This is a genomic window from Aristophania sp. ESL1100, from assembly GCF_058511235.1.
Genome location: NZ_CP196394.1, coordinates 415,191 through 441,570, shown reverse-complemented (window position 1 = coordinate 441,570; position 26,380 = coordinate 415,191). Strand labels below are relative to the sequence as shown.

Here is a 26,380-nt window from a genome sequence, read left to right as displayed (position 1 = left end):
TATGTTAATATCTCTGCGTTCTGCTCTTCTGACATTTACAGCATGCTCATGTGCATTACTGGGTTTCTCCCAGCCTCTCCTTGCGGCGCATCATCACTCTGCGAAAAAGGACCAGGCAAGCTCCTCAACTAGGAAAGCTGATTCTGCAGACCAGGAAGAGATTATTGCTGTTGTAAACGGCCAGATTCTTACAAAACGCGATGTTGACGACCGTGCACAGCTTTTTGTGCTTTCCACCGGCCTGCCTGTCAGCCCTGAAATCATGCAGCGCATGCGTGGGCAGATTATTCATCAGCTGATTGATGAAAAGCTAAAAATGCAGGAAATCCTGGCGCGCCATATCAATATTGAGCCAGATCAGATTGCTGCGGCCATTGGCACAATTGAAGCCCGTAATGGCATGCCCAAAGGGGCTTTGCGTAAACGCCTCTCCCAAGATGGTATTTCACTGACCACATTGATTGACCAGATTCGTGTGCAAATTGCCTGGATGCAGGTTCTAAGGCAGGAACTTGGACCACGCAGTCGTGTCACACCTGAGCAGATTACCCAGCGCGAAAAAGCCTTGCAGGCTGAGGCAGGTCGCACCCAATACATGCTCAACGAGATCTTTGTCCCGGTCGAAGATCCCCGCCATGATGAGGCTGAGCTGGAATTCACGCAGACCATTATCAACCAGCTACGCAAAGGGGCGCCGTTCCCTATTGTTGCAGCGCAGTTCTCTCAGGATCAGAGCGCCCTGGATGGTGGCTCCATGGGATGGGTGCAGGAGGACCATCTGGATCCTGCTGTTGTCGAAATTGTGCGCCAAATGCCTGACAAGGCCATTTCCAACCCGATCAAGGTGCCTGGAGGCTACGTCATTGCTACGGTTCAGGGGCGCCGGCAGGTTGGCAAAGAAATGGGGACCTTGCTGGAATTGCGTCAGGTCTTCTTTCCATTTCAGACAGTCCTTGACCCGCAAAACCCGACGGATTCCCAGAAGCTGATTCTCCAACAATCAACGCGGGCTGCCCAGACACTGACAAGCTGTCAGGCTATGGAAGCCCTGAATAAATCACTTGGAGAGAAGCATCCCTCCAATCCTGGCGTGCAGGTACTTGAACGTCTCGCCCCTCAAATGCGTGAAGTGCTTGAAAAACTGCCTCTCAATAAATCAACGCACCCCCTCGTTGCGCGTGATGGCATCGCCCTTCTTATGGTATGTTCACGTGAGCAGAGGAATCTTGCCCAGCAATCTCCCGGTCAGATTGCCGACCAGCTCATGAATGAACGGATTGAACAATCTGCTCAGCAATTGCAACGCGCTTTACACCGTAGAGCGGTGATTAAAATCCGCCCCAGTGTGCAGGAATTCCTGAATCGTCGCAAACAGGAAGCCTCTGAACAGAATAATGAGGCGGCAGCGCAGTCTGAGAAAAACGCCAAAGTGCCGACAAAAAATACAACAAAAAAAGCTAAAGACCTTCTTCAAAAAGACGACTGAATGCCCACCGTTACAGAAAGACTGAAAACACTTCCCTCTCTTAAAGACTCTATTCTGCAGTATAGCCTTGATGCCCGAAAGGCACTCGGGCAGCATTTTTTGCTGGATCCGGGAATATGTTCTCATATTGCTGCTCTGGGAGGGGACCTGAAAGGGCGTCACATTATTGAGATAGGCCCCGGACCGGGGGGGCTCACACGGGCCCTTCTTCTCAGTAAGGCTGAAACCATCACTATTGTTGAGATTGATCCACGCGCCTGGCCACTTCTTGAAGAGCTCTGCGCCACGTTCCCGGACAGGCTTTCACTGGTTAAACAGGATGCCTTAACGCTTGATGCCACAACCCTGGCGCCTGCCCCTCGCCAGATCATTGCCAATCTGCCTTATAATGTTGCGACCCCTCTCCTCGTAGGGTGGCTTAAACAGGCTGCGCAATGGGAACGCCTGGTTCTCATGTTCCAGAAAGAAGTCGCTGACCGCATTTGCGCTACCCCCGGAAGCAGTGCTTATGGGCGCCTTTCAGTACTCTCACAATGGTGTGCTGACTGTTCAGTCGCAATGACGCTTCCGCCAGGGGCTTTTTCTCCTCCGCCCAAGGTCAGTTCAGCGGTTGCCTGCCTTATTCCGCACAAAGATCAACCCTCCCCCGCCCTCTTTAAAGCGATGGAACAGGTCACAGCCGCCGCTTTCGGGCAAAGACGGAAAATGCTGCGCGCGTCCCTGAAGCCTATCGGCGGAGAACGCTTACTTGCCCAGGTCGATATAGACCCGACACGACGGGCAGAAACCCTCACTATTGAGGAATTCAACAGATTGGCCACCCAGCATCTTATCAATAGTGGAAACTAGGCTTTATTCCGGGCAAACATATAATCCCGTGTTAATGGTACGGCATTGATGTCAGACGTCAGTTGCAACTGAAAATTCATATGTCCCTGAACACGGAATGCCTGCTCACTTGCCAGTAAATAGAGCTCAAACATTCGGACAAAGCGTTCGTCATAGAGCGCTTTTATCTTCTCACGATTCTGCACGAAACGTTTATACCATTCGGCAATCGTTTTCGCGTAATGCAGACGCAGAATCTCACAATCCGTGACCCATAATCCCGTTTTTTCAACGGCGGCAAAAACTTCACTCAAGGCAGGAGAATAGCCACCAGGGAAAATATATTTGGCAATCCAGGGATTTGTTGTCCCCGGCCCATCCATCCGGCCAATGGAATGGATTAAAGCAATGCCGTGTCGTTTCAGGCAGCGTTTAATATCCTGAAAGAACGTCTTATATTGCTTGAGCCCCACATGCTCAAACATCCCGACTGAGACAATCCGGTCAAATGTGCGGTGCAGATTCCGGTAATCCATCATTTCAAAGCGGACCTGTCCATCAAGCCCCGCCTCTTTTGCCCTTTGACGCGCCACGACCAATTGTTCAACAGACAAAGTAATGCCCATGACTTTCGCCCCATATTCACGGGCAAGAGTCAGAGCCATTCCACCCCAACCACACCCAATATCCAGAACGTCCAGGCCTGGGTGATCGAGACATAACTTGGCAGCGATATGACGTTTCTTCGCCGCCTGCGCTTCTTCCAACGTCATATTATCGCGTTCAAAATAGGCACATGAATATTGCAGATCCTTATCAAGGAACAAGGCATATAAAGCCCCATTAAGATCATAATGATGGGCAACATTCTTCTGAGAGCGGCTTAATGAGTTAAAGGGCTTAATCAATCGAAATAACTGCCTCAGACGTGCCCCTATTTCATTACTGAGCAATGTATGATTTTCCAGATTCTGCATCACAACATGAAGCAGCTTTTCAAGAGAGCAGCCTTTTGGCCGGACGTGCCCGTCCATAAATTCCTCTCCAAAAGAGAGGGCAGGATTCAACGCTATGGCATGTTCCGCTTTCAGGGTCGTAATTTCCAGAGCGGCTTCGTCTCCTGGGTTCTGCCCTACGTAACGACGAACCGAACCATCGCTATAAATTACAGTTAAAGCACCCGTTTGAATAAAATTCCTCAGAAGAATATCCAATACCCGTCTCATAGCCCGCCTCCTGATCATGATCTGCCTACAACTCACATAACATCACCATTATAAAAATAAACTTTACAAACCATGTAAAAACCAAAATATAAATTTCCTGAATACCTGACTTATATATTGGCCTTTACCTGCCTCATATCAAGATGGGCATAAAAAAACCCGGAAGATTTCTCTACCGGGCTTTTTACTTATAGAATCTGAAATTTGTTTCCAAAAACCAGATCTATATTACTTGCTTCGCAGGATTAAGAGGCAAGTTCAGCTTCTTCAGCTGCCTGTTCTTCTGCAAGCTGTTCTGCGTGCAGTTCGCCGAGGATGTTTTCCTCTTCTTCATGCACAACAGCTTCTTCACCGCGAGCCTGACGCTCTGCTTCTTCTTCAGAACGGGCCACATTGACCACGATCTTGATTGAAACTTCCGGGTGAAGAACGACTTTTGCTTCAGCCAGACCCAGGAACTTGATTGGTGAATCAAGCACAACCTGCTGACGTGTGATTGTCAGACCAGCTTCTGTGGTAGCGGCTGCAATATCACGGGTTGAAACAGAACCATAAAGGCTTCCGCTATCACCAGCCTGGCGGATAATGACAACGCTGAGCCCTTCCATACGTTCTGAAAGGCGTTCTGCCTCTTCACGTTTGTGAAGGTTATGCGCTTCAAGCTGAGCGCGCTCTGTTTCAAAACGCTTGCGGTTAGCCGCATTTGCGCGCAGAGCTTTGCCTTGTGGCAAAAGATAGTTACGTGCGTAACCAGGTTTTACACGGACGATATCGCCCATCTGACCCAGATTTTCAACGCGCTGCAAAAGAATGATTTCAGTCTGTGACATAACGCGCTCCTTAGCTTACAACATAAGGAAGCAATGCAAGGAAGCGTGCCCGCTTGATTGCCTGCGCCAGTTCACGCTGCTTCTTTGCTGAGACAGCCGTAATACGGCTTGGTACGATTTTACCACGCTCAGAGAGATAACGGCTCAGAAGTCTTACGTCTTTATAGTCAATCTTGGGCGCATTCGCACCAGCGAATGGGCAAGATTTACGACGACGGAAGAAAGGACGACGTGCCCCGACAGCCATGCGGCGTGTAGCGGGATTCACTTCAGCTGTATTGGTCGTATCAGACATGAATTTTACTCCCCGTCTTCGAAGGCAAGGTCACGAGCCTCTGGAGACTCATTGTTACGACGGCCACGACCGCTCTCAAAACGGCCACCGCCGGAACGTGAACCCCCACGGGAAGACCCACGCTCACCACGATCATCGCCCTTGCGGGACAGGATCGGAGATGGTGTGTCGTCAATTTCTTCAACGCGCAGTGTCAGAACACGCAGAACGTCTTCATTCAGGGAAAGCTGACGCTCCATTTCGCGCATAGCGGCAATCGGCGCATCGATTCCGAGAAGAACGTAATGTCCTTTACGGTTCTTTTTAATGCGATAAGCAAGTGTACGAAGGCCCCAGAACTCACGTTTCAGGACTTTACCTTCCTGCTCTGCAAGCTGGGCTGTGATGGTCTCAACCAGGCCTTCGACCTGGGCCTGAGAGACATCATTACGTGCAATCAGCACGGTCTCATAAAGTGGCATGTGAACCCCTTCGGATAAAATCAACCCGGACAAGCCCTACGCCAGTCTCACTCAGTCCGGTCAAACCAGACTGCGGGTATAGCCGAACATCGCCATAATGCGCGGCAGGGAAAGAGCGTTTTTATGTTACAAAACAGAGAAAATTACAAGAAAAAATCGCTAATACACGTCTCTTTCCACAGATGTTACGGAACAGGACGTAAAAAATACTTTGGAATTCAACTAAAAAGAAAACCCGATATCAGCATGACTGACACCGGGTTCAATAGATTCAGAAAAACGCAAAAACCTCAATCATCAAGGAATGAACGCAATTTCCGGCTGCGGCTGGGGTGCTTCAATTTACGCAGTGCCTTGGCCTCAATCTGGCGGATACGTTCACGCGTCACGTTAAATTGCTGCCCGACCTCTTCAAGCGTGTGATCTGTGTTCATCCCAATCCCGAAACGCATACGCAGGACACGTTCTTCACGCGGAGTCAAAGAAGCCAGAACACGCGTCGTGGCTTCACGCAGATTGGTCTGAATGGCGGCATCCAGCGGAATAACCGCATTCTTATCCTCAATGAAGTCACCCAGGTGGCTGTCTTCCTCGTCACCGATCGGGGTCTCGAGCGAGATCGGCTCTTTGGCAATTTTGAGAACCTTGCGCACTTTTTCAAGCGGCATACCGAGCTTCTCAGCCAGTTCTTCAGGGGCCGGCTCACGGCCGATTTCATGAAGCATCTGGCGTGACGTACGCACCAGCTTGTTGATCGTCTCGATCATATGCACAGGAATACGGATCGTCTTTGCCTGGTCGGCAATAGAGCGCGTAATCGCCTGACGGATCCACCACGTCGCATAGGTCGAGAATTTATAACCACGGCGATATTCGAACTTATCAACCGCTTTCATCAGACCGATATTGCCTTCCTGAATCAGATCAAGGAATTGCAGACCACGGTTGGTATATTTCTTGGCAATGGAAATCACCAGGCGCAAATTCGCCTCGATCATTTCCTTTTTGGCACGTGTTGAATCACGCTCACCACTGGAAATGCTCTGATAAACCACACGGAACTCGTCAACAGGCAGGCCCATCTCATAAGCCAGAGCCTTGATATCCTGACGCAGGCGTTTGAGCGGCTCGATATATTTGGTGGTCAGAAGCTTCCAGCCCTTACCGGGCAGGGCAATGATCTCATCAATCCAGTTCGGGTCCATCTCATGGTGACGATAATAGGACATGAACTCGTCACGCGAAATCTTGCAGCTTTCTGCCAGACGCAACATGCGCCCTTCAAGACCGTTCAGCCGCTGAACTTGGCCTTTAATCAGCTCAACCAGTTCTTCAATACGGTTATTATGAAGATGCATGCGCTCGACGATAGCGACCAGTTCGTTACGAAGCTGGTTATAGCTTGCTTCTGCCTCGTCTGATGTTTCCTGACCTTCAGCCAGTGACTTGATACGCTCACTCTGCATAGAAGAGAGTTTCTGATAAAGAGTCTCAAACTCCTCAAAGAGAAGCATGATTTCAGGTTTCAGCTTCTCTTCCAGAGCAGCGAGGGAGAGGTTATTGCCCTCTCCATTATTTCCATCACCCTCTTCTCCGGCGGAATCGGAATCATCACCTTCCTCTTCGTCGCTGTCATTCTCACTTTCATCAAGATCGTCACCGAGCTCGCCATCCCCTTCAGGATCGCTCTGGCTGGCTTCAAGATCGATAATGTCACGTAACGGCATGGAACCTGCCTGAAGGCTTTCATACCATCCAAGAATAGCAGAGAATGTCAGAGGGCTGCGGCAAAGGCCGCCAATCATCTCACTACGGCCGACCTCAATACGTTTGGCAATCGCAATCTCACCTTCGCGGGACAGGAGCTCCACGGCACCCATTTCGCGCAGATACATCCTTACAGGGTCGTCTGTGCGGCTTGCTGTTTCAGCATTAACATTGCCGCCGACTGCTTCGTCCGCATCCCCGTCACTGTCTTCAGAGGCAGAGGCTTCCTCCCCTGACTCATCATCACCTGACGAAGAACTGTCCTCATCGCGATCTTCGCTTTCAATGACCTGAATATCCATTTCGGACAAAGCTGCCATGACATCTTCAATCTGTTCGGACGTCATTTTATCCTGAGGCAGAACGGCATTCAGCTCATCAAACGTGATATTGCCGGTTTCCTTACCCTTTAGGATAAGCTTCTTAACGGCAGCGGACTGTATATCTAAAGGCGAACCATCCTGTTCCGGAACATTCTGACCCGATCCAGAAGCTGTTTTCGTCGCCATTCGTCTCTCCGTTGCGTTTTACTCAAAATCAAAAAATATGAGGCCAAGATGCAAGTGGGCAATTCCTGCACACAAGTCAAGACCGATCGCTCTTAAAAAGGCTCCCTATAAAGAGATTCGTAATTTTTTTTGAGTTATCATCATGGGTTCAGGCTGTTATCCCTCCCCCTGTAGCAAATCATTCAAGGCCTGCATCTTCGCCGTTAACTCAAGAGGAAACGTTGCGCCCTGAGACGATTCGTCCAAGGGGCGCTCATATGATTTCATAATCGCCTCCTTCACGGACCGATCAACATCCGCTTTAAAAGCCGCAAAATTGACCAGCCCGTAAAAATGCCACCACATCTCAGCGACACTTATAAAAAAGAGGTCCTCTTTTTCTTCCCGGCCTGCTTCTTTCACCACAGGCTTATTACGGGCTGCCTGAGGGAGAATGTCTTCCATGAGCTCTTTTGTAAGCTGTGACTGCCCCTGTTTTTTCATCCATTCCTGACAGGTCCGTGACGTAATTTTTTCCGCCTGACTGGCCCACTCCAGAAAAACGGACCGGTAACGAGACAGGTCTTCAGGCAAGGTCAGCTGATAAAAAGACTGTTCGACCTGCGGCAGGATTTCAGGATGAGCCACCAGCAGCGCCACAAGAATTTTCAGCCGCTCTGACGTCCCTTCAGTGATAAGGCGCGGTGTTTCATAACTGACTGCCTGACGCCTACCAAAAGAACCCTCTGTTTTTCTCCCATTATGATCCCGTTTTTTTGGCCTATTGCGGAAATATTCAAAGAACAGATCCAGCAAGGTACTTTTATATTCTCCCGCCAGAGAACGATCTGGAATTTGATAGGACAACTCAACCAGCTTTTTGCGGATAGCCGCACGTTCTTCAGGCCCTGCTCCAGTTTTACCGGCGACCATCAAGGCAAATAATTCTTCATATAAAGGGCGTGCCGACTGCAATAACGCTTCAAAAGCCTGCGGCCCCTCCCTCTGAACCAGACTGTCAGGGTCGTCCCCATTCGTCAGGCGGCAGAAGCGCAAACTCTGTTCTGGTGTGATCAACGGCAAGGCAAGCTCACAGCTGCGAAGGGCTGCTCTCTGACCGGCTGCATCGCCATCGAGGCAGATAATGGGTGCTTTTGTCTGACGCCATAAAAGTGTCAGCTGCTCTTCACCCAACGCCGTTCCCAAGGGAGCGACAGCTCCTTTAAATCCGGCCTGATCCAGGGCAATGACATCCATATACCCTTCAACAACAACCAGCTCAGCACCTTTTCTGACGACTTCAGAAGCACGATTGAGATTAAAAAGGGTACGTTTTTTAGAGAAAAGAACCGTCTCAGGGCCATTCACATATTTAGGCTGGCCCTCTCCTAAAATGCGCCCCCCAAAAGAGATCAACCTTCCCTTTCGGTCATGAATAGGAAACATCAGCCGGTTAAAAAACAACTCTCCACGGACTGCACCCTGTTCATCGCATCGTAACAACCCTACGCGAACAAGCTGCTCCTGGGTAATATCGTAAGGCTTAAGGGATTCCAGCAAAGAGCGCCCATCCCCGGACCACCCAAGCCCAAAACGGGCAATCGTTTCCTGCGACAATCCTCTTTTCTTCAGATAATTGCGTGCAGCTTCGCCCTGTTTCGCAGCAAGATTGCGCTGATAATAGGCCTGCACATGCCCCATGACCTCTTCCAGAGACGCGACCTGCCTGGCTCGTTCCTCGGCACGGGGGTCCTCTCGGGGCATCTCCAGACCCACTTCATGCGCCAGCCGTTCCACAGCATCCCGAAAGCTGACACCCTCACTCTGCATGACGTACGAGATCGCATCACCATGGACCCCGCAGCCAAAGCAATGAAAATGATCTTCATAAATATAAAATGAGGGCGTCTTCTCTCCATGAAAGGGACAGCATGTCTTCCAGTTCCGCCCCGAGCGCACCAGCTTGTTGCTACGCCCGATCAGAGAAAAGAGGGGCATCCTCTGGCGTAATTCATCAAGAAAGGCAGAGTCTATGGCCATAAATTTTATATCTGATATCTAACCCGAAATTGAAAATTGGCGCTCTTTATGCCAGAGAGCCCGGTCACTATAGCATTATTTCTGCAAAAAGGATTTTTCCGTGAGATCGAAATCTGCACTCGGTTTATTTTATGGGATCAGTGCAGGTGCTTTGTGGGGATTTGCCCTTTTGGCCCCTTTGCTCATTCGCCCTTTCTCATCGTTTCAACTCGCCTGCATGCGCTTTTTATTTTACGGCCTCATCGCCGGAATATTAAGCCTGCCCCGCTGGAAGAAACTGTTTGCACCACTGGGCCGTCAGGAATGGATGGGTCTTCTCATGCTCAGCCTGACCGGCAATATTATTTATTACGCTCTTCTTGGCACGGCGATTCAGTTCGCTGGCGTCACGATGCCGACATTAATCGACAGTCTCCTTCCGGTCTCCGTTATGATTATTGGTTCTCGTGAACCCGGCGCCGTCCCTTTGAGAAAATTAGTGCCGACAATTCTGCTCAGTATTGCCGGATTATTATGCGTCGCCTTCCACGCGTACCACCAGACGAACCATTCGGAAAATAGACATACCCTTCAGACGCTCATCGGCCTGCTCTGCGCTTTTGGCGCCCTGATTTCATGGAGTTATTACACGGTCAGCAATACAAGATGGCTCCATCGCCTGAGCACCGTGTCAGAACATGACTGGAGCCTTCTCACCGGTCTCGTGACGGGGCTCCTATCGCTTGGTCTTCTGCCTTTTGCTTTTATAGGCCATATGTCTTTCCCCCTGTTTCAGTGGAAATGGTTTTTGGGCATTACTTTTATAACGGCTTTCCTTTCCTCTATTCTGGGGAATGTCTTCTGGAACAAGATGAGCCGGCTACTTCCTATGACCATGGGAGGACAGCTTATTTTATTTGAAACATTTTTTGGGCTGTTTTACGGCTTTCTTTACGAAAAAAGACTTCCAGTTTTTTCAGAAATCATGGCGATCATCCTTATCTCCATGAGCATCCTCAGTTCTGTCCAGATTCATCGCCGACACGAAATGACACACATAAAAACGTCCTGACTATCGTCAATCCGGATTTTTCTCTGTTTATTTCGATTTTGTATTGAAATAGCGTTTACCTCTCTGCATAAAAGATAGTCACGAACACGTTATCAGGTGGGAAGTGTCTTTTATGATGGAGCGTAAAACAGCTCTGGGCTTTTTCTGTGGCGTCGCTGCCGGGGCTCTTTGGGGCCTGGCCCTATTGGCTCCCGCCTTGATTCGTCCCTTCTCTCCTCTGCAACTGGCCTGCGCGCGCTTTAGTTTCTACGGAGTTTTTGCAGCTCTGCTCATTCTTCCCCGGTGGAAAAAAGTCTTTTCCCATATTGGCCGTCAGGAGTGGCTTGGCCTGCTGGTTTTAAGCCTGTTCGGCAATATTATTTATTACGTTCTGTTCGGCACAGGGGTACAGCTTGCCGGCTCTGCCATGCCAACCCTGATTGTCGGGTTTCTCCCTGTTACGGTTACAATTATCGGCTCTTTGGAACATGGCGCTGTCCCCTTACGGAAACTCACACCTTCCATTCTGCTCAGTATCGGCGCAATGAGCTGCATTGCCTGGCACGCTTACATCCTCGCCCGCAATGCCCCTCATCATAGTGAAGCCCTTAAACTGGTGATCGGGCTTCTCTGTGCCATCGGCGCCCTTCTCTCATGGAGTGCCTATGCCATTAAAAACGCCCGGTGGCTGAACCGCCTGAATCATACTTCAGAGATTGAATGGAACCTTCTGACCGGTCTGGTAACCGGGATCCTGGCTCTCTGCCTCATTCCCTTCAGCTTTTTGGGAAATATCTCCCCGCTCCCGCAGGAAGGATGGCTCTGGTTCCTGACAGTCAGTTCTGCCACGGCTCTTCTGGCTTCCATTATCGGCAATGCCTTCTGGAATAAAATGAGCCGGCTTCTTCCCCTGACGATGGTCGGGCAAATGATCCTGTTTGAAACACTCTTTGCCCTGATTTACGGCTTTCTTTATGAAAAAAGATTGCCAGCTCCCTCAGAAGCACTGGCCATTCTGCTGGTGGGCAGCAGTGTCATTACCTGCATGCACGCCCACCGCAAACCCGTCGAATCAGTTGCTGAGGGGCATGGATAACGCCCCTCATTTCCCTTATTTTCAGCTCAGGCGAGCTTTCACCATGGCACTGGCCTTTGCTGGGTCAAGTGCTGCTCCGAAACGTTCTTTCAGAGCCGCCATAACACGGCCCATATCTTTCATGCTGGAAGCCCCCAGCTCAGATACGATTTTCTCTATTTCAGCAGAAAGGGCATTTTCATCCAGTTCGGGAGGAAGATAGTGACGGATGGCATTAATCTCTCCCTCTTCTTTCTCCGCAAGCTCAGGGCGTCCCCCTTTAAGATAGAGCGCGACTGACTCTGTCCGTGACTTGATCATGGAACGCAGAGCCGAAAGGATCTCCTCTTCAGTCACCTCAGCCTGTTTGGCACGTGCGGCAACATCCAGATCCTTTATTTTGGCAGTAATGCCACGTAATTGAGCCACTTTTTCAGACTGCCCGGCCTTCATGGCCGCTTTGAGATCATCCATTATCTGCGTGCGCAAGCTCATAATCGCTCCTGTAAACTATAATAAATCAGAAAAATTCACTCTCTCTGGGATTTATAACCCATAAACAGTCCGGAAGGAAAACATGGGAAAAAATTTCCCATATCATTAACTGGAAATTAATTTTTACATTGTCGGAAAAAACTTCCCATTTCCCCATTATCTCTCATATAAAGGAGGAGACTATCCCGTTCCTGAAAGCAGAGTGTTTCCCCATGGATATTGACGATCTTATCACAAAGGCAGGTGGTGCGGCCCGTATCGCGGAACTGACAGGAGTCGGCACTGAAGCGGTCCGTAAATGGCGCCAATCCGGCGTGATCCCGGCCCGTCACTGGCCCGCTCTGCTTACCATAACCGGCATCACTCTCACTGACCTCAATCGTGCCCCTTCCGAAAGTTCTGACATAATGTCCGACCCTACCCTCCCCCAACAACCTTCTGGCACAAATGCCGCTCTTGTCCTGGCTGACGGAAGCATCTTCTGGGGGCGTGGTTTTGGAGCCCATAGTGAAAGTGCGGTCGGTGAATTATGCTTCAACACAGGCATGACCGGCTATCAGGAAACACTGACTGATCCTTCTTTTGCCGGGCAGATTATCACATTTACCTTCCCCCATATCGGCAATGTCGGCACTAACACTGAGGATAATGAAGCCCCGCATATGGCAGCCTTAGGCCTCGTGGTGAAAGAGGATATCACGGCTCCAGCCAACTGGCGCTCAAACCAGCCTCTCCAGAACTGGCTTGTCAGTCAGGGGAAAAGCGGGATCAGCGGAATTGATACACGCGCCATCACACGTATTTTACGTGAAAAAGGCCCGCAAACAGCCGTGCTGTCCTTCCCCGCCAAAGGAACAATTTCACCGGAGGCGCTCCTGAAACAGGCTCGTTCATGGCCGGGTCTGGAAGGGATGGATCTTGCTAAAGACGTGACACGTCCAGCACGCAGCTGGGATAAACCGGTCTGGCATAATCAGCGCCCTGAACGTGATATCAAACGCAAGGTTGTTGCTATTGATTATGGTGCAAAAGACAATATCCTCAGATGTCTTGTCACAGCTGGATGTGAGGTGCATGTCCTGCCTGCAACAGCAACCGGCAAGGACATTCTCGAGCTGAAACCTGAAGGGGTTTTCCTCTCAAACGGCCCTGGGGACCCGGCTGCAACAGCTACTTATGCCCTGGGCGCCATCAGGGCAGTCCTTGATGCGGATATCCCCATTTTTGGCATATGCCTTGGGCACCAGCTTCTTGCGCAGGCCCTTGGTGGAAAGACCTACAAGCTGGAACAGGGCCATCGCGGCGCGAACCAGCCTGTGAAGGATCTGACCACAGGGAAAGTCGAGATCACCAGCCAGAATCACGGTTTTGCCGTTGATGAAAAATCTCTTCCCGCTGATGTCAAAGTCACCCATATCAGCCTGTTTGATGGCTCCAATGAGGGCATAGCCTCCACGACGAAAGACGCTTTCTCAGTGCAGTACCACCCAGAAGCCAGCCCTGGTCCCAGCGATAGTTTCTATCTTTTTGAACGTTTTGTTTCCGTGATGGACAGACGCGCCAACTCTCTTAAGTCTTCACCCAAAGCGGGAGCCTGAACCATGCCCAAACGCACTGATATCAAATCCATTCTCATCATCGGGGCTGGCCCTATTGTCATCGGGCAGGCCTGTGAGTTTGACTATTCCGGCGCTCAGGCCTGTAAGGCCCTGAAAGAAGAAGGCTACCGGGTCATTCTGCTCAACTCCAATCCCGCAACGATCATGACAGATCCCGGGCTGGCTGATGCGACCTATATCGAGCCGATTACCCCGGAATTTGTCGAGCGCATCATCCTCAAGGAAAAACCTGACGCCGTTCTGCCCACAATGGGGGGGCAGACAGCCCTTAATGCCGCCATGGCCCTTGATAAATCCGGCTTTCTGACCAAACATAATGTCGAGCTGATCGGCGCCCGTGCTGACGTTATTGACCGTGCCGAGGACCGGCAGAAATTCCGCGAAGCGATGGATGCTATCGGGATTGAAAGTCCCCGCAGCGCGATTGCCCATACACTCGAAGAGGCCCATGAAGCCTTAAAAACAGTCGGGCTCCCTACCATTATCCGCCCTTCTTTCACGATGGGTGGGTCCGGTGGCGGCATCGCCTATAACAAAGAAGAGTTTGAGCAGATCGTCCGTAGCGGACTTGATGCCTCTCCCACGACCGAAGTGCTCATTGAAGAATCCATCATTGGATGGAAAGAATTTGAGATGGAAGTCGTCCGCGACGTGGCTGATAACTGCATCATTGTCTGCTCTATCGAAAATATTGATCCTATGGGCGTCCATACGGGGGATTCCATTACGGTTGCCCCTGCCCTGACCCTGACAGACAAGGAATTCCAGCGCATGCGCGATGCCTCCATCGCGTGCCTGAGAGCGATCGGCGTCGAAACAGGCGGGTCGAACGTGCAATTCGGGGTGAACCCGAAAGATGGCCGCATGGTCGTCATTGAGATGAACCCCCGCGTTTCACGCTCTTCAGCACTCGCCTCCAAAGCAACAGGATTCCCGATTGCAAAAATCGCAGCCAAGTTAGCGGTGGGCTATACGCTGGATGAACTGAAAAACGACATAACAAAAACCACGCCGGCCAGCTTTGAGCCGACGATTGACTATGTCGTTACCAAAATTCCTCGCTTCACATTTGAGAAGTTCCCCAATACCCCGGCCCTCCTTTCCACCTCCATGAAATCGGTAGGGGAAGCCATGGCCGTTGGGCGCAGCTTTGCAGAATCCCTGCAAAAGGGCCTGCGCTCAATGGAAACAGGCCTTACAGGGTTGGACCCGGTTCCGGCACCGGGTGATGGCTCTCATGAGGCCTATAAAGCAGCCCTTTCAGAGCCACGCCCGGAACGCATACTGATGGCAGCACAGGCTTTCCGCGCGGGACTGACGCTTGAAGAGATTCAGGAAGCCTGTCAGTTTGAACCCTGGTTCCTGCGTCAGATCGAAGCTCTCGTTGCAACAGAACGCCAGATTGAAGCGGAAGGATTGCCACAGGATGCCATTTCGCTGCGGCATCTCAAAGCGCAAGGTTTCTCCGATCGCCAGCTGGCCCGCCTAAGCGGTAAGGATGTAAAAGAAGTTGCCGCTTTAAGGAAAAAACTGAACGTTACACCGGTCTATCGCCGCATTGATACCTGTGCGGCCGAATTCGCTTCGGACACGCCGTACCTCTATTCCACCTATGAAGGTGGGTTTGGCACGCCGCTTTGCGAAAGTGAGCCGACGGGTCGTGACAAAATCATCATCCTTGGTGGTGGCCCCAACCGGATCGGACAGGGGATTGAATTTGACTATTGCTGTGTCCACGCCGCCTATGCCCTGCGGGAGGCCGGCTTTGAAACCATCATGGTCAATTGCAACCCTGAAACAGTCTCAACAGACTATGATACGTCGGACCGCCTCTATTTCGAGCCTCTGACCGCTGAAGATGTCATTGCGCTTATTCGCACGGAAATGAGCAATGGTCGCGTCCTGGGCTGCATTGTCCAATATGGTGGCCAGACACCGCTGAAACTCTCTCACGCTCTGGAAGAAGCCGGGATCAAACTCCTGGGCACCCCTGCCGATGCCATTGACCGTGCTGAAGACCGTGAGCGTTTTCAGGCCATGCTCCGCAAGCTGGGACTGCGCCAACCACGCAATGCCATTGCCCGCGGACCGGAAGAAGCCCTGAAACTGGCTGAAGAAGTGGGCTATCCCATCGTCGCACGCCCTTCCTACGTTCTGGGTGGACGCGCTATGGAGATTGTGTTCGATCAGGCAGGCCTGACGCATTATCTCAACACAGTCCTGCGTCAGGCGGGAGAAGATATCGCAACCGGCCCCATTCTGCTGGATCATTATCTCAATGAGGCCATTGAAGCCGATGTGGACTGTATTGCCGATGGCGAGAGTGTCTATGTCGCAGGCGTTATGGAGCATATCGAAGAAGCCGGCATTCACTCTGGCGATTCAGCCTGCTCCCTGCCGCCCTACACGCTCTCACCAGCTCTGGTCACGGAACTGAAAGCCCAGACAGAGGCAATGGCGCGTGAGTTGGGCATAAAAGGGCTGATGAACGTGCAATTTGCCATCAAAAATGATGAAATTTTTGTGCTGGAAGTAAACCCTCGTGCCTCACGTACGGTTCCCTTTGTTGCAAAAGCAACTGGCATCCCTGTTGCAAAAATTGGTGCCAGAGTGATGGCTGGGGCAAAACTTTCGGACTTCAACCTTGATGAACGCCCGATTGTCCCGCACGTTGCCGTTAAAGAAGCCGTCTTCCCGTTCAATCGCTTCCCCGGTGTGGATGTCATCCTCGGCCCCGAAATGCGTTCAACGGGCGAAGTGATGGGACTGGATACAAGTTTTGAGATGGCTTTTGCCAAATCGCAGCTTGCAGCAGGTGTCAATCTGCCGCGGGAAGGAACGGTATTTCTTTCCGTGCGTGATAGCGACAAAGTGCATATCCAACCTCTGGCACGCAGACTGATTGATGCCGGCTTTAAGATTATGGCAACACGCGGCACAGCGGCCCGTCTTCAGGAAGCGGGACTTGACGTCATTATCACCAACAAGGTTGCGGAAAGGCGCCCCCATTGCGTGGATGCAATCCGCTCCGGTGACGTGCAGATGATTATCAATACCGCACGAGGCGGACAGTCCACTCGCGACAGTTTTGACATACGTCGTTCTGCCCTGACGATGGGTATCCCCCATTATACAACGATTGCAGGGGCTCGGGCTGCCATCCACGCTATTGTGGCTTTAAAGAATGGCAAAGAAAATGTTGCACCACTACAGTCATATTTCAGTCACACATTTTAATGGACTGAAAAACTTGCAGCATCTTTAATCTGCTGTATTCTACCGGGTCGAAATAACCTGGAACTCCCTTCCCCTTCCTTTATAGACAGGGGGAAGGGTTTTTCTGTTCAAAACTTGATGTTTTTCTTTAATTTGGGGAAAAAATGTGCAGAAAAGTCCAATGACCGCACAGGGACTAAAGAGGCTGGAGGATGAACTCTGGCGTCTGAAGTCAGAAGATCGTCCCGCTGTGATTCGCGCTATTGCAGAAGCGCGCGCCCATGGAGATCTCTCTGAAAATGCGGAATATCATGCAGCGCGGGAACGCCAGTCATTTATTGAAGGGCGTGTGCTTGAGCTGGAATCCCTGATTTCCACAGCCGAAGTTATTGATCCCTCCAAGCTTTCGGGCACGCGGGTGCAATTTGGTGCAACCGTCACACTCGTGGACGAAGAAACCGATAAGGAAAACACCTATCAGATCGTCGGCGTGCATGAAGCAGACATCAAGGACAGGCGGATTTCTGTCTCCTCCCCGATTGCCAAGGCTCTTATTGGCAAGGAAACTGGTGATACTGTTTCTGTCCCGGCCCCCGGTGGTGACAGGACTTATGAAATACTGAAAGTGGTTTATCAATAATGACACACTCTACCCCGCACCGTCTGAGCCTTGATGATGTCTATGATGCGCAGAAACGTATTTCTGCAACCATTACAAAGACACCCACCATCAAGAGCATTGCGCTCTCACGACTGACCGGGGCAGATATTACCTTAAAACTGGAAAACCTTCAGGCCATTGGTTCCTTCAAGGAAAGAGGCGCTGCAAACCGCATCGCCCTCTTAAGCCCTGAAGAAAGAAAACGGGGAGTCATTACCGTCTCTGCTGGCAATCACGCTCAGGGTGTTGCCCGTCAGGCCAGCCTTCTGGGGCTCGATGCAACAATTGTGATGCCGCGCTTTACGCCAGCGACCAAAATCGCTGCGACTGAAAGCTGGGGGGCCAAAGTGGTCCTGGCAGGTGAAAATTTTGATGAAGCCTGTGCCACAGCCGCTCAATTGCAGGAACAGCAGGGAAGCATTTTCATCCACCCATTTAACGACCAGGCGGTCATGGCTGGTCAGGGAACCTGCGCACTTGAACTTCTTCAGGATGCCCCTGATCTGGATGCTGTGATCGTTCCTATTGGCGGTGGCGGCCTTATGGCAGGCTTCGTGACGGTCTTTAACGCGCTAAGCCCCAAAACAAAAATTTATGGGGTGCAGGTCGCCTCTTATTCTCCTTTTGGCGATTATCCCGGCCCGCTCAGAGCTGCCAAAGGTGGCCCTACCCTGGCTGAAGGCATTGCTGTTGTACAACCTGGGGACCAGTGTATTCCGGTCTTTGATCATAAGCTGGAAAAAGTCTTTGTTGTCGACGAGCTTCAGATTGAAAGCGCGATTACCATGCTGGCAGAAAAAGCCCGGCAGGTTTGCGAAGGTGCCGGTGCCGCCCCACTGGCAGCCCTGGTTGCCAATCTGGATCTCTTCAAAGGCAAAAAAGTCGCCCTCCCCCTTTCGGGCGGCAATATCAATGCCCGCATTTTCTCTCATGTTATTTTCCGCTCTCTGCTCAATGAAGGGCGCATCCTCAGACTGGTCTTCCAGATCCCTGATCGACCGGGGCTGTTAGCTGACATTTCAAAGAGAATTGGCGATTCAGGTGGTAATATTATCGAAGTTTCTCACCACCGCCTCTTCGCTGCTCCTTCAGTGCAAACAGCAGAGCTGGTCGTCATGATTGAAGCGCGCGATACGCAACACGCCAAAGAAATCGAAGCGGAACTCGCCCGGCATTATACCGTTACCCGGGAGAAATAAATGACCAGGTTTCAGTGTGCCTGACCTTATTTTTAAAATAAAATTTAAACTTATTGTGTGAAATTTAACGACATTCGGCACACTGAAACCAGGTCATTTCAAATCAAAGCGAGCTTTCTTTCTCAAAACTTTCTCACAGGCTCGTCCAAAAAGCGATATATCCCGCAGATAACCAGGGATTACAGCGCTTTCATGTCTTTTCTGTAAAACAGGATTTTGATATATTCCGCGCCCTGCGGAAAAGCACTGCGTGTTGCCCCTACACCCTGATTAATCCCGCTTTACTCTTGTGGGCCTCTCATGCTCATATTGAAAAAACTGAAGAAGGTATCACCTTAATTTATTAGATAATCTGAGGTGATATCTTCTCCCTTTACATCTCTGCTTAGGGGAAAAACGTGACTATTAAAATTGCCATCCTGAGGGAAACGCAGCCTGATGAAAAACGGGTTGCCATGATCCCCGCAGTAGCCCAGCGTCTTTCCAAACTCGGGGCTACACTCGTTCTGGAAAAAGGTGCCGGAACAGCCGCGACTTACACTGATGATGCTTATAATAAGGCAGACGTTAAAACAGAAGCTGATCTTTCAACTCTGGTTTCTGATGCCGATATTGTTCTGGCTGTTCAACCGCCTCCTGTTGAAACAATTCAGAAAATGAAACCGGGCGCTCTGCTCGTGTCTTTTGTTCACGCACAGGCCAACCCGGACATCACCAAAGCGCTCCGTGACCATAAGATCACGACATTTGCCATGGAGCTGGTTCCCCGTATCAGCCGCGCCCAGGCGATGGATGCCCTTTCAAGTCAGGCAGCGCTTTCGGGCTATTATACGGTTCTGCTGGGCAGCACTCATATGCAGAAAATCCTGCCTATGATGACGACAGCCGTCGGCTCACTCCGTGCCGCTCGCGTTCTGGTTATGGGGCTCGGCGTTGCCGGTCTTCAGGCATTGGCAACCGCGAAACGCCTTGGGGCCATCTGCGAAGGCTATGATGTGCGCCCTGAAACCCGGGAACAGGCTGAATCCGTTGGTGCCAAATTTGTTGATACCGGTATCGATGCCCGGGGCGAAGGTGGCTACGCCAGAGAACTGACGGCCGAAGAAAAAGCAAAAGTCCGGGACGTTGTCTCCCAGCATATTGCTCAGGCTGATCTGATTATTACAACCGCTGCCATTCCCGGCCGCAAAGCCCCCCGCCTTATTGATGCCGGGCAGCTTGCCGCCATGAAGGAAGGATCCGTCGTTGTTGATATGGGCGCTCCCAACGGTGGGAACTGTGAAGGCACGAAAAACGGTGAGACTGTCAAAATCGGGCCTGTCACGCTCATTGGACCGACCAACCTTCCTTCCGCTCTCGCGCAGCAATCCAGCGAACTTTACGCCAAAAATATCCTTAATCTGCTCCAGCAGGTTCTCAAGGACGGTATCCTGAACCCCGACTTCACAGACGAGGTTATCAGCGGCACAACGCTCACACGCGATGGCAAAATCACAAACCAGGCGGCACAAAAAGCCATTGAAGGCACAGCCGGGGAGAAAGCATAATGGTCACTGCTACGTCCATGACGTTCATCATCGCTCTCTATATCTTCATGCTGGCCGCTTTTACCGGCTTCGTGGTGATCAGCAGGGTGCCGTCCATTCTTCATACCCCGCTCATGTCGGGCTCCAACTTCATTCACGGTATTGTCGTCGTCGGAGCGCTGGAAGCTCTCTTTAATGCGACAACATGGTTTGCGCAGCTGATTGGTTTTCTGGGGGTGTTTTTAGGCGCTGCCAACGTCATGGGCGGTTACGTCGTAACAGACCGCATGCTGGCAATGTTCCGCCCCAGTGCCAAAGACAAAACGGCCTCAAAAGAAGAAAAGAAAGGTCAGCAGTAATATGTGGATTGAATATATTGTTGGCCTGGCAGGGCTCGTGGCAGCAGGTCTGTTTATATACGGCCTGAAAGCCATGTCTTCTCCCGTAACAGCGGTCAAAGGGATTGTGACTGCCGGTTATGGTATGATTCTGGTCATTGCGGTTTCATTTCTGAATGTGTTCCGTGTCGGACCGGAGGCGCACCCTCACCTGATGGTCAATCTGGCACTGGCCGTCGTTGCTCTTGTTGCAGGTTGCTTATGGGCCGGCCTTAAAGGCAAAAAAGTCCAGATGACCGAAATGCCGGAAATGGTTGCCCTGTATAACGGTATGGGTGGTGGCTCTGCTGCGGCTCTGGCAGCCGTGTCTCTGATGTCAAACAACCCTGACGTCAGCAGCCTTCATCTTGGCATCACCTTTATTGGTGCTTTGATCGGCTGTATTTCGCTGACAGGGTCCGTCATTGCCTGGGCCAAGCTGAATGGCACAATCAAGAAGCCAACCCGCTTTGCCGGACAACGGATTTTTAACGGGCTTGTCTTTCTCGCAGCTATAGCCCTGGGTATCTTCACAGTTGTCAGTTACGGGACGTCTGCGGCTCTATTGCCGGGGATCCTGTTCTTCGTTGCGGCTCTCTTCTTTGGTATCTGCATGACACTGCCGATTGGTGGTGCCGACATGCCGGTTGTGATTTCCCTTTACAACGCCTTTACCGGTCTGGCTGTCGGGCTTGAAGGGTACGTAACCGATAACCCTGCCCTTATGATCGCCGGTATGGTTGTTGGTTCAGCGGGAACATTGCTCACCGTTCTGATGGCAAAAGCCATGAATCGCTCATTGACCAATGTGCTCTTCAGTAACTTCGGCGACACTTCCGGAAGCGCCAAAGGCCCTGAAGGAGAAATGAAATCCGTTGATGCCGCTGATGCTGCGACGTCAATGAATTATTCATCCAGCGTTATTATTGTCCCGGGATATGGTCTTGCTGTCGCTCAGGCCCAGCAGAAACTCTATGAGTTTGTAAAACTGCTGCAAGCTGATGGCGTTGATGTCAAATTCGCCATCCACCCTGTTGCAGGGCGTATGCCTGGTCATATGAACGTGCTCCTGGCCGAAGCCGGTGTTCCTTATGACATGATTTACGACATGGACGACATTAATGACAGCTTCGCCAATACCGATGTTGCCCTCATTATCGGTGCGAATGACGTTGTTAACCCTGACGCCCAGACCGATAAGTCCTCACCGATTTATGGCATGCCTATTCTGAATGCCTATAAAGCCCGCCAGGTATTTGTCATTAAACGCGGACAAGGCACAGGATATTCCGGCGTGCAGAACTCTCTGTTCTTCAGAGATAACTGCACCATGGTTTATGGTGACGCCCAGAAAGTCATGTCAGAAATGGTAGAGGCTGTGAAAGCCCTCGGCCACGCATAAGACGACCTTTTATACGCCATTAAGAAAAGGGAGCCGCCTTGAAAGAGGCGCTCCCTTTTCTTATGTCAGTCTTCCCATAGTTCTATCCTGCAAAAACCATCTTTTTCCTGATAAGGCATTATAAGAAACAGCTTTTACAGGCGCATGAATAAGAGTTAATCTGTCACACGATAAGTTGATTATGTTTTTATTTAAATAACAACCTCAATATCAAATAGATTAACATAGTAAATATACATATATTCATTATATAAGACCATATTTTTATTGATTTTTAAAATATAAATAAGAAATATAATTAATTTTAGACACATTATTATCATAATTATATATTTTATTTAAATTTTATGTATTACGATTATGTTTAAAAAAAATAATCTTCTTTCAAAAATTGTTTTTATACGAATTTATCATAATAAAAATGCCAGATATTTTCTTTTTTTATGAAAAAAATAAGGCAGTGCCGGATATTCCATGCTCTTGAAAAGTCCTGCTATATACTTAAGTCTTTAAATATTGATTTAAAAAAGAGGATGTTAAAATGGCTTATCAGACAATAAATCCCTTTACCGAAGAAAAAATCAAAACTTTCCCTGATGCAACAGATGCTGAAATTAACGCAGCTCTGGATACAGCAGAGAAAGTATTCCAACAGTGGAAAAAGACATCCTTCGCTGAGCGCGCTAAAGTCATGCAGAATGCTGCTGATATCCTCCGCGCCAAGAAAGATGAATACGCAAAGCTTCTGACCCTCGAAATGGGCAAAACCTTTGCTGAAGCAAAAGCTGAGACCGAGCTTTCAGCCGAAATCCTTGAATATTATGCTATTCACGCTGAAAGCCAGCTTGCTGCGGAAATTCTTCCAGTTTCCAACGCCCGTGGAACACGCGCACAGATCGTTTATGAACCACAGGGCATCCTGCTCGCAGTTGAGCCCTGGAACTTCCCTTATTATCAGATCGCCCGTATCATTGCCCCACAGCTTTCAGTTGGGAACGTCATGCTTCTGAAGCATGCTGCCAATGTGCCACAATGTGCGGCCAAATTTGTGGAACTCATGCACGAAGCAGGTCTTCCTAAAGGCGCTTTCCAGAATCTTTATGCGTCTCATGAGCATCTTGCCAACATCATTGCTGACCCACGCGTCCGCGGTGTTGCGCTGACAGGCTCAGAAAGAGCCGGCGCAATCGTCGCTGCACAGGCCGGGAAATCTCTTAAAAAATGCACCATGGAGCTTGGCGGGTCCGATGCCTTTGTTGTGCTGAATGATGCCGATGTTGAAAAAGCCGCTAAATGGGCTGCTTTCGGCCGTCATTGGAATGCTGGTCAGGTCTGCGTCAGCTCAAAACGCCTGATTGTTGAAGCCGGCATTTATGACAAATTCCTTGATCTTTACCGCAAATACGTCAAGGAACTGCGCATGGGTGATCCCATGAAAGAGACGACAACACTCGCTCCCCTCTCCTCTCGTGGCGCTGTTGACGCGTTGCAGAAACAGGTTAAGGAAGCTGTTGCCAACGGTGCTCATGCAGAAGAAATTCCTTTGGATATGCCTTCAACAGGCTGCTTCTTCCGCCCTGTTATCCTGACCAACATTGACGAAAAGAACCCTGCCCGTCACGTCGAATTCTTCGGCCCTGTGACATCCCTCTTCAAAGCCAGAGATGAGAAACATGCGATCGAAATCGCCAATGACTCTCCTTATGGCCTGGGTGGCTCCATCTTCACACAGGATGAAGAAAAAGGGGTACGTCTGGCTCGTCAGATCTATACCGGAATGGTCTATATCAACCATCCCACCATGGTTAAGTCAGATCTGCCTTTCGGTGGTGTCAAGAATTCAGGCTTCGGCCGTGAATTGCTTGAACTTGGCCTGAAAGAATTCGCCAATGCCAAGTTGATCGGTGTTGCTGAAATTGATTCAGCATTCTGATCTCTAAAGCCTGAGGCTTTAAGGGTGGGAGCATAATCGCTCCCACCCTTTTTTTTATGTACCGTAAAATCTGTCTCCCGCATCTCCCAGACCGGGCACAATATAACTGTCAGCATCCAGACCCTCATCAAGGGCGCATGTAATAATCCTGACATCCGGATGGATATTATGAAGATGCTTCACCCCTTCCGGGGCTGCGACAAGGCAGGTAAAGATAATATTCTCAGCCCCGGCCTGCTTTAGCCGCCGGATTGCCGCTACGGCAGAATGACCCGTTGCAAGCATTGGATCCAGCACAATTGTTAAACGTTTTCCGAGCTCTGGCGGAGCTTTGAAATAAAATTCTTCCGCTTCCAGCGTGGCATGATGGCGCTGCACAACAATATGCCCCACGCCAGCCGTAGGAACAAAATCGAGCATCCCTTCAAGCAGAGCACTCCCTGCCCGCAAAATAGGAATAAGACACAACGTGTCATTCTCCAGCTTATGGGTCAGACACGTTGAGCCATCGGGCAATGCAACCTTCTTTTCTTTCAAAGGCAGCCCCCGCGTTGCTTCATAAGCCAATAACAGGCTCAACTCTTTCACAAGAGCCCGAAACTCAACGATCGAAAGTGAACGGTCCCGCAAAAAGGAAAGTTTATGCTGAATGAGAGGATGATCAATAATCTGTAAATATGAGGACATGACCAGACATCTTTCTTATAGACTGAGTTGGTATCATGTCCTTATAGAGCACCCGGCTCATTTCAAGCAAAAGGATATAGCTGCTTTGAGAAAAAGAAGCTCTTATCAGGAAAAACAAAAGGTTTCCTGTTAAATGAGCCAGCCATTTTAAACAGGAAATGCTTCATCTCTAGTTTGTGGTTCAGGAAACAGAGACAGGAATAGTGACTTTCCCTCTTCCAAGAGCCTCAACACGCTTTGCTAATTTATGGGCATATTTCAACGCAGGTTTTTCAATAAAAAACCAGCTGATTACCGCAAAGGGAACCGTACAAAGAAGATTGATTATGAAGATTTCTAAATATCCCATGTGAGGAAAATAAGCGATTAACGTACGTTCTACCGGCCAAGCATAAACATATAGACCATATGAAAAATCATTTTTATTGTTAATAATGGTCGTAATGCCTTTATTGCTCAATAATGCAAAAGAAATAAGCGCGTAAGCCCCAAAAACAGACATCCCAAGTCCTGCATATTTTTCATAATTCAAACTCAAAATAAAACAAAAAAACGAAAGTAATGTCCATTTCCATGCAAGAGGTATATGCTTTCTATATACGAACATAATTGTACCGGAAAGAAACATCGTTACCAGTCTGAAGCCATTATCATCATGGTAAAATACAAATATAAAAGCAGACAGGGTCCATGCAGGAAACAACAGGTATTTCCTAAAAAATCCTAACAATCCAAATAACATTATTAAAATATAACACCGAAATTCATATTTTAATGTCCACATGGAACCATTCATAGATATCCCTGTTAATTTGGGTGCTTTTAAGAATAATAAACGATTCCACTCTTTTAATGTCTGGTGAAAAAGATGAACGTAATGCACGCCACCAATATGCCCAAATACAAGCATGCTAATCAGAAAAGCGACAACAAACCCCGGGTATAAGCGTCCTACCCTTTTAATCAGATATGAGTAAATACTACCGGAAGAAACCAAACTTTTTGTTATTAAATAACCGCTTATTATAAAAAACCCATCAACAGCAAAATCACCTATAGAAAGACTCCCAAACAAACGCACAAGCATGTCATGATCATTATTTTTATCTTTCATAAAAAATGCATGATTATTTATAACACATATTGCTAGAAATAACCTTATAAAGCCAAACGAGTTTTTATGTGTTATGTTTCCATCCATTATACAAACAACCTAATAACTAAATATAAATTAAGGTCGTCTGTAAAATCATAAAATATCAAAAATAACAATGATAAATTGTAAATTTATTTAAAAACAAACTCCAAACATATTATAACAACACAAAAAAGCCAAAATTAAGCCTTTTATCGAACACATTTCTTAATATATATCGACAAATTCACCCCTCCATAGGATCAGCAGGCGTCACGAAGTTTCTTTGATAAAAAGCCAGATCGAGCCATTTTCCAAATTTATAGCCTACTTCCGGTAATGTCCCGACGTGACGGAAGCCAAAGCTTTCATGTAATTTGATGCTGGCAACATTGGCAGCGTCAATTCCACTAATCATGGCATGCATATTCGGATCCTGTGCGAGATCAATCAGACGCTGCAAAATCATGCGGCCTAATCCATAACCACGCTGGTCTGCACGAACATAGACAGCCAGACTCGCTAAAGCCATACCACTATGATTTATATTAACCATCCAACCACGGTTAGATCAGCCTGCCTTTCAATAGGATCAAGGAGTCAG

The 26,380-nt window shown here is 49.4% G+C and carries 22 protein-coding genes; 12 read left to right on the top strand and 10 right to left on the bottom strand.

Features of this window, described 5'->3' with window-relative positions; all coding sequences use genetic code 11:
- Nucleotide 1: 1 nt before the first annotated feature.
- Together ACSYSY_RS02185 and rsmA are read left to right on the top strand one after the other, a co-directional pair.
- Entirely contained in the window at nt 2-1,486 is a 1,485-nt protein-coding gene (locus ACSYSY_RS02185; protein WP_491707696.1) for a peptidylprolyl isomerase, read from the top strand.
- Nucleotides 1,487-2,335, top strand: a complete 849-nt coding sequence (gene rsmA / locus ACSYSY_RS02180) for a 16S rRNA (adenine(1518)-N(6)/adenine(1519)-N(6))-dimethyltransferase RsmA (RefSeq protein ID WP_491707695.1) — start codon at nt 1,487-1,489, stop codon at nt 2,333-2,335.
- On the opposite strand, the gene ACSYSY_RS02175 is transcribed toward rsmA, so the two are convergent.
- The 6 genes from ACSYSY_RS02175 to dnaG all read right to left on the bottom strand — a co-directional run bounded on the left by ACSYSY_RS02175 (nt 2,332) and on the right by dnaG (nt 9,421).
- The gene (locus ACSYSY_RS02175; protein WP_491707694.1) at nt 2,332-3,540 is read right to left on the bottom strand and encodes a class I SAM-dependent methyltransferase; all 1,209 of its coding nucleotides are present in this window, start codon (nt 3,538-3,540) and stop codon (nt 2,332-2,334) included. The two genes, rsmA and ACSYSY_RS02175, sit on opposite strands and share 4 nt — an antisense overlap.
- Nucleotides 3,541-3,785: 245 nt before the next feature.
- Nucleotides 3,786-4,370 carry a 50S ribosomal protein L9 gene (gene rplI, locus ACSYSY_RS02170; protein WP_491707693.1) on the bottom strand — a complete coding sequence of 195 codons (585 nt, stop codon included), beginning with the start codon at nt 4,368-4,370 and terminating at the stop codon, nt 3,786-3,788.
- A gap of 10 nt (nt 4,371-4,380) precedes the next feature.
- Nucleotides 4,381-4,665: a 30S ribosomal protein S18 gene (gene rpsR, locus ACSYSY_RS02165; RefSeq protein WP_491707692.1), complete on the bottom strand. Its 285-nt coding sequence runs from the start codon at nt 4,663-4,665 to the stop codon at nt 4,381-4,383.
- 5 nt (nt 4,666-4,670) lie between these two features.
- Nucleotides 4,671-5,126, bottom strand: a complete 456-nt coding sequence (gene rpsF, locus ACSYSY_RS02160; protein WP_491707691.1) for a 30S ribosomal protein S6 — start codon at nt 5,124-5,126, stop codon at nt 4,671-4,673.
- 290 nt (nt 5,127-5,416) lie between these two features.
- The gene (gene rpoD, locus ACSYSY_RS02155; protein WP_491707690.1) at nt 5,417-7,402 is read right to left on the bottom strand and encodes an RNA polymerase sigma factor RpoD; all 1,986 of its coding nucleotides are present in this window, start codon (nt 7,400-7,402) and stop codon (nt 5,417-5,419) included.
- Nucleotides 7,403-7,558: 156 nt separating this feature from the next.
- Entirely contained in the window at nt 7,559-9,421 is a 1,863-nt protein-coding gene (gene dnaG, locus ACSYSY_RS02150; RefSeq protein WP_491707689.1) for a DNA primase, read from the bottom strand.
- A 100-nt stretch (nt 9,422-9,521) separates the two neighbouring features.
- Between dnaG and ACSYSY_RS02145 the strand changes: the two genes are divergently transcribed.
- Complete coding sequence (locus ACSYSY_RS02145) at nt 9,522-10,472, top strand: DMT family transporter (RefSeq protein ID WP_491707688.1); 951 nt, start codon at nt 9,522-9,524, stop codon at nt 10,470-10,472.
- A gap of 112 nt (nt 10,473-10,584) precedes the next feature.
- The gene (locus tag ACSYSY_RS02140) at nt 10,585-11,547 is read left to right on the top strand and encodes a DMT family transporter (protein ID WP_491707687.1); all 963 of its coding nucleotides are present in this window, start codon (nt 10,585-10,587) and stop codon (nt 11,545-11,547) included.
- A 21-nt stretch (nt 11,548-11,568) separates the two neighbouring features.
- Here ACSYSY_RS02140 and ACSYSY_RS02135 read toward each other — a convergent pair whose 3' ends face one another.
- Nucleotides 11,569-12,021: a GatB/YqeY domain-containing protein gene (locus ACSYSY_RS02135; protein WP_491707686.1), complete on the bottom strand. Its 453-nt coding sequence runs from the start codon at nt 12,019-12,021 to the stop codon at nt 11,569-11,571.
- 212 nt (nt 12,022-12,233) lie between these two features.
- On the opposite strand from ACSYSY_RS02135, the gene carA reads away from it, so the two are divergent.
- From carA to ACSYSY_RS02095, 8 genes are all read left to right on the top strand, one after another.
- Nucleotides 12,234-13,619: a glutamine-hydrolyzing carbamoyl-phosphate synthase small subunit gene (carA, locus tag ACSYSY_RS02130; protein WP_491707685.1), complete on the top strand. Its 1,386-nt coding sequence runs from the start codon at nt 12,234-12,236 to the stop codon at nt 13,617-13,619.
- Nucleotides 13,620-13,622: 3 nt separating this feature from the next.
- The gene (gene carB, locus ACSYSY_RS02125; RefSeq protein ID WP_491707684.1) at nt 13,623-16,877 is read left to right on the top strand and encodes a carbamoyl-phosphate synthase large subunit; all 3,255 of its coding nucleotides are present in this window, start codon (nt 13,623-13,625) and stop codon (nt 16,875-16,877) included.
- 145 nt (nt 16,878-17,022) lie between these two features.
- Nucleotides 17,023-17,496: a transcription elongation factor GreA gene (gene greA, locus ACSYSY_RS02120; RefSeq protein WP_491707683.1), complete on the top strand. Its 474-nt coding sequence runs from the start codon at nt 17,023-17,025 to the stop codon at nt 17,494-17,496.
- Nucleotides 17,496-18,716: a threonine ammonia-lyase gene (locus tag ACSYSY_RS02115; protein ID WP_491707682.1), complete on the top strand. Its 1,221-nt coding sequence runs from the start codon at nt 17,496-17,498 to the stop codon at nt 18,714-18,716. Before greA ends, ACSYSY_RS02115 begins: the two co-directional genes overlap by 1 nt.
- Before the next feature lie 398 nt (nt 18,717-19,114).
- The gene (locus ACSYSY_RS02110) at nt 19,115-20,263 is read left to right on the top strand and encodes an NAD(P) transhydrogenase subunit alpha (protein ID WP_491707681.1); all 1,149 of its coding nucleotides are present in this window, start codon (nt 19,115-19,117) and stop codon (nt 20,261-20,263) included.
- The gene (locus tag ACSYSY_RS02105; RefSeq protein ID WP_491707680.1) at nt 20,263-20,601 is read left to right on the top strand and encodes an NAD(P) transhydrogenase subunit alpha part 2; all 339 of its coding nucleotides are present in this window, start codon (nt 20,263-20,265) and stop codon (nt 20,599-20,601) included. Before ACSYSY_RS02110 ends, ACSYSY_RS02105 begins: the two co-directional genes overlap by 1 nt.
- A gap of 1 nt (nt 20,602) precedes the next feature.
- Nucleotides 20,603-22,021 (top strand): NAD(P)(+) transhydrogenase (Re/Si-specific) subunit beta, encoded by a 1,419-nt coding sequence (locus tag ACSYSY_RS02100; protein WP_491707679.1) that lies wholly within the window; start codon nt 20,603-20,605, stop codon nt 22,019-22,021.
- Between the two features lie 541 nt (nt 22,022-22,562).
- On the top strand, nt 22,563-23,954 hold the full coding sequence (locus ACSYSY_RS02095) for an NAD-dependent succinate-semialdehyde dehydrogenase (protein ID WP_491707678.1): 1,392 nt from the start codon (nt 22,563-22,565) through the stop codon (nt 23,952-23,954).
- Nucleotides 23,955-24,008: 54 nt separating this feature from the next.
- Here ACSYSY_RS02095 and upp read toward each other — a convergent pair whose 3' ends face one another.
- The 3 genes from upp to ACSYSY_RS02080 form a co-directional block, all read right to left on the bottom strand.
- Nucleotides 24,009-24,641, bottom strand: a complete 633-nt coding sequence (gene upp / locus ACSYSY_RS02090; protein WP_491707677.1) for a uracil phosphoribosyltransferase — start codon at nt 24,639-24,641, stop codon at nt 24,009-24,011.
- A 181-nt stretch (nt 24,642-24,822) separates the two neighbouring features.
- On the bottom strand, nt 24,823-25,842 hold the full coding sequence (locus ACSYSY_RS02085; RefSeq protein WP_491707676.1) for an acyltransferase family protein: 1,020 nt from the start codon (nt 25,840-25,842) through the stop codon (nt 24,823-24,825).
- A gap of 181 nt (nt 25,843-26,023) precedes the next feature.
- Nucleotides 26,024-26,308 carry a GNAT family N-acetyltransferase gene (locus ACSYSY_RS02080; protein WP_491707675.1) on the bottom strand — a complete coding sequence of 95 codons (285 nt, stop codon included), beginning with the start codon at nt 26,306-26,308 and terminating at the stop codon, nt 26,024-26,026.
- Nucleotides 26,309-26,380: the final 72 nt, after the last annotated feature.